Origin of the sequence: uncultured Methanofollis sp. (genome assembly GCF_937919355.1) — an archaeon.
In the GTDB taxonomy this organism is placed as follows: domain Archaea; phylum Halobacteriota; class Methanomicrobia; order Methanomicrobiales; family Methanofollaceae; genus Methanofollis.
This window is the reverse complement of sequence record NZ_CALFSA010000094.1, coordinates 1-4130: the sequence shown is the minus strand read 5'-3', so window position 1 is coordinate 4130 and position 4130 is coordinate 1. Positions and strand designations below refer to the sequence as shown.

The following is a 4130-nucleotide window of genomic DNA, read 5'->3' as shown; positions in this document are numbered from 1 at the left end:
TCGTAGCCTGTGGAGGCAAGCCCGATCCCGGCCATGCACCCGATCACGCCGTCCTCGGTGCCGCCAAGCCCTTCGAGCCTTATGCCGAGGTTGCGGGCGAGTGACCGCGCTTTCTCCTGGGTGAGTACGGTGGACTTGGCGTCCTTGCCGAAGGCGACGAGGGCGGGGGAGACCTGTTCTGCCGTGGCGACCGCAAGGCCGGGGTCGCTCCCCTCGACGAAGTCGCCGAGCATGATCTCCCGTGCTCTCTCGAATATCTCCGGGATGTTAGCCTTCCCTGCTCCGGGGAGGTGGATGACTGCGCAGGAGTTGTGGGAGGTGTAGGGTATTGCTTCATTGACGAAGAGCTGGTGGCGTGTGACGCCGTACACGGTATAGGTCTCCGCGAGGTCGTCGGCGACGGCCCGTGCAAGCCGCCCGGTCCCGCGGGACTCAAGGTTGTCGGTGTCGTCCATTGCAACATAGACGGTCATAGAAATCTCCTGTACTCGTTTTCGCCGGTGCTGATAAAAACCTGCGGAATTGGTCCTAAAATGGGGGAATATGCGGCGTGGAAGCAGGCGCCGCGGGGATGGTGTTAATCATATCTGTTGAACTCCTCGCGACCACCGACATGGTGCCCGATCTCCTCTGCGAGACCTTCAAACTCATCTTTCGAGGGGGTCTGCCCTGCAAAGGCGACCCGGCTGCAGGTCTGCAGGGCATCCTGCACCCATGGTGCCGCCGCACCGTCTCCTGCAAGGAGTGCCAGTGCTTCCTCGTCGGTGAGTTCGGTCCCCCTGCCGCGGGTCTGCGAGATATGCACCCTGAGTGCCCGTGCGGCGCTGCGGTACGCGAGGGTCGTTTCACCCTTTCCGAACTCCTCCCGCGCCCGTGCAAGGATGGCGGCAGGCGAGAGAGGGGCAGTTTCCTGCACCTCGTCACTCTCTCCCTGTCGCGGCTTCTCGGACGGACCGCCCGCACGCAGGGCCGCCGCCAGCACGGCGACGAGGATCGTCATCAGGGCGGCAAGGGGCAGCCAGTTCAGGTGCCTGTGGAGGTTCACCTCTGTCACCTCCCCGGCGACGACGGTGGCATTGACCCAGGCAGCCTCACCGCCCCATGCAAGGGCGATTGTGCTCTGCTTGTGGGTGGCATTGATGCAGGTCCGCCCGCGGGAGAGTCCTTCTGTGGTGAGTGTGGCCGCATAGTCCTCGAATGTTGCGTTCTCTTCGAGCACCGCAGGCACCCTGAGGGGGCCACCGGAGTCAAGGGCGGCATAGGTGAGTGTCTCCTCCATCACGCCGCTGACCTCCGCTTCATCTCCCCCGCGCCTGTACGCAAGGGCGAAGGCGCCCGAGTCCGGGTCTGCAGACCGCCCGGCCTGTGCAAATCCCTCTGCCCTGAGCATGCGGTCGAAGTCCCTGACAACGCTGTCCGCCTCTGCTCGTTTGAGGAGATCGCTTTCTGCCTTCTTCTTCTGATTTTTTTCGCCCAGAAGAGCCTCTTTGAGGGCGGCCGCGTCCTGCGCCGCCTGCCCTGCCTGGATCTCCCGGTCGGTCGTACCGACTCTCCCGGAAGTCGGCGCCCGCCCTCCAGTCTGCCCGGCCGTTTCAGGTACAGAACTGACAGGGCCGCTCGTCTCTTTCTCCCCGACCTGCTCTGCGTTCTCGACAAAGTGGACGGTGATCCCCCTGAGGGCCGCCGCCTTCCCGTTTGCGGAGGCGAAGGTGATCTCAAGGCTGCATGTTGCCGGGGTGTCGAAGGTGCCGAGGGCTACAGGGACGGTCGTCGTACCCGGACCGAGGATGACACCCCGCACCTGCGTCCGCCCTGCCCCGCCTCCCTCGGGCCTGAGGGCCACGGTGAGGGTGCCCCTCGTCTCCGCGCCCGCGGTGTTGTTGGCCGCCACCTCGATCCCGGCCTGGGTGCCGATTGAAAAGGTGTACTCGCTCTCCGCCGCGGTGAGGACGACCTCCCCCGCGCTGCATGCCTGGACGGCTGCAAGGAGGAGCAGGGAGATGAGGAGGGCCTTCCTGATCACGGGAGTATCCGCCCCTTCCCGTACCTGAGCCAGCACTCCGCGAGGAGGACGAGGGCGGCGCCGGCAAAGAAGAAAGCGGAGATGTCGGTTTCCTCGGGTTCCCGTGCGATCGCCGCGGGGAGGGAGGTATAGATCTCCTGCAGGGTGCCGCCGTCCACGGACCGGTAATAGGCCCCACCCGTCGCCTCCGCGATCCCCCGCAGGGTCGCCTCGTCGAGGTCAGCATACTGCATCGTCCCGTCTTTTGCCGCTCCGAAGGCGGCGGGGGCGACAGATCCGAGCCCGACGGTGAAGACCTGGACGTTGCGTTCCTGTGCGAAGGCCGTCGCCTCCGATGGGGTGATGATGCCCGCGTTGTTCACGCCGTCGGAGAGGAGGACGACCACTTTCTTCCTGTTTGGCATGGCGTCGGCCATGTCCACGGCGAGGGCGAGGCCGTCGCCGAGGGCGGTCGGGCCGTCTTTCAGCCTGACGGCCGCGAGTTTGCCCCCGACCCGCGCCAGGTCGGGGGAGAGGTAGGCGGCGCTCATTGCCCCTGCCTCGAAGGTGACGACGCCGGCATAGTCCCCCTCTTCGAGGCCGGAGAGGAGGGTGCCGCCGGCGGCCTTTGCGGCCTCAAGCCTGTTCGGGGGATAGTCGGCCGCGGCCATGCTCCCCGAGGTGTCGAGGGCGAGGACGACGCTCACTCCCTCGTGGACGCCGGCGAAGGGGACGTGCGGGCCGGCAAGGCCGGTGACGATGAGGCCGATCGCAAGGAGGGTGAGGAGGAAGAGGGCGAGAGGCCGTCGTGACGGTCGTGGGAGGGCGGCCTTCACGAGGGCGACGCGGGAGAAGGGGAGGGCCTCTGTCTTCCGTCTTTTCTGCGCCTGCAGGTAGAGGAGGTAGAGGAGAGGGAGGCCGATGAGGGCGAGGAGCCAGAGGGGGCGGGTGAAGCCCGGCATCTACCGCCTCCTGCCCGGGACGGCATCGATGAGGTCGTCCCCTGCCCTGAGGGGGAGGACCGGCGTCCTGCAGGTGCCGGCGCCGGTGCCGAGGGCCCGCGCCTCCTCCTCCGCGGCCTCCCCGTACCTGGCCCTGAAGACCGGGTCGGAGGTGTCGGCGATGACCTGCTCCCCTGTCTCCGGGTCTTCGAGGGAGATGAGGCCGACGTCGGGGATTGCGTCCTCCGCGGCGTCGGTGACCCTGACGAGCACGGCCTCGTGGCGCCGCTGCAGGACAGCGAGATCGTCGAAGAAGGGGTCTCCGAAGAAGTCCGAGACGACGGCGACGGTGGAGCGCCGGGGGACGGCGGCGGCGATGAACCTGAGGGGTGCGGCGAGGTCTGTCCTCCCTGAGAAGGGGCGGCGGTCGAGGAGGGCGGCGAGGACGGCGGCGAGGTGCCTCTTCCCCCGCCGTGCCGGGATGAACGTTTCCACCCTGCCGGAGAAGAGGCAGAGGCCGAGACGGTCTCCGTTCTCGACCGCCCCGAGGGCGAGCGCGGCCGCTGCCTCGATGACTGCCTCCTCCTTGCCTGCCGTGCCGCAAAATCCGGCCGAGGCCGAGACGTCGACGGTGATGTACAGGGTCGTCTCCCTGTCCTCGGCATACTCCCGCACATAAGGGGCGTTCCTGCGGGCGGTCACCTTCCAGTCGATGGTGCGGACGTCGTCGCCAGGGACATAGGCCCTGATGCCGGCGAATTCGACTCCCTGACCGGTGAGAGAGGAGCGGTGGCCCCCTGCCTGCATGCCGCCGACAGGGAGGAGGGCCTGGAGGGGCACGGGTCGCACCCCGCTGATCAGGGCGGCGACGTCGCACGCCATCACGGCACCTCGACGGCCTCGAGGACGGTGTCGACGACGGCGTCGGTGCCTGTCCCCGCGGCCTCGGCGGCATAGGTGAGGAGGATGCGGTGGCGGAGGGAGGCGTGGGCGACGGCCTTGATGTCATGGGGGACGATGTAGCCCCGGCCGGCGAGGAGGGCTCGGGCCTTCGCCCCGAGGACGAGGGAGATGGTCGCCCTCGGCGATGCCCCCCAGGTGACGGTCTCTGCAAGGTCGAGGCCGTACGTGGCCGGGTGGCGGGTGGCGTCCACGACCTTTGCGGCGTACTCCCGCACCGCGGGGTC

General features: G+C 67.8%; 4 protein-coding genes and 1 pseudogene. All 5 read right to left on the bottom strand.

The window, feature by feature from the left end; all coding sequences use genetic code 11:
- The coding region (locus tag Q0520_RS04265; RefSeq protein WP_298667030.1) for an ABC transporter substrate-binding protein at positions 1-473 on the bottom strand (473 nt) is incomplete at its 3' end.
- A gap of 104 nt (positions 474-577) precedes the next feature.
- Positions 578-2023 (bottom strand): hypothetical protein, encoded by a 1446-nt coding sequence (locus Q0520_RS04260; RefSeq protein ID WP_298667028.1) that lies wholly within the window; start codon positions 2021-2023, stop codon positions 578-580.
- Entirely contained in the window at positions 2020-2964 is a 945-nt protein-coding gene (locus Q0520_RS04255; RefSeq protein ID WP_298667026.1) for a VWA domain-containing protein, read from the bottom strand. Before Q0520_RS04255 ends, Q0520_RS04260 begins: the two co-directional genes overlap by 4 nt.
- Positions 2965-3825: a DUF58 domain-containing protein gene (locus tag Q0520_RS04250; protein ID WP_298667025.1), complete on the bottom strand. Its 861-nt coding sequence runs from the start codon at positions 3823-3825 to the stop codon at positions 2965-2967. It abuts the gene before it with no gap.
- A pseudogene (locus Q0520_RS04245) lies at positions 3825-4130 on the bottom strand (ATPase); the annotation flags it as partial. The gene Q0520_RS04250 and the pseudogene Q0520_RS04245, both read right to left, overlap by 1 nt.

Excerpts from the sequence above, each read along its gene's own strand:
- Q0520_RS04255 (WP_298667026.1), bottom strand. The coding sequence starts at position 2,964 with ATGCCGGGCTTCACCCGCCCCCTCTGGCTCCTCGCCCTCATCGGCCTC.
- Q0520_RS04250 (WP_298667025.1), bottom strand. The coding sequence starts at position 3,825 with ATGGCGTGCGACGTCGCCGCCCTGATCAGCGGGGTGCGACCCGTGCCC.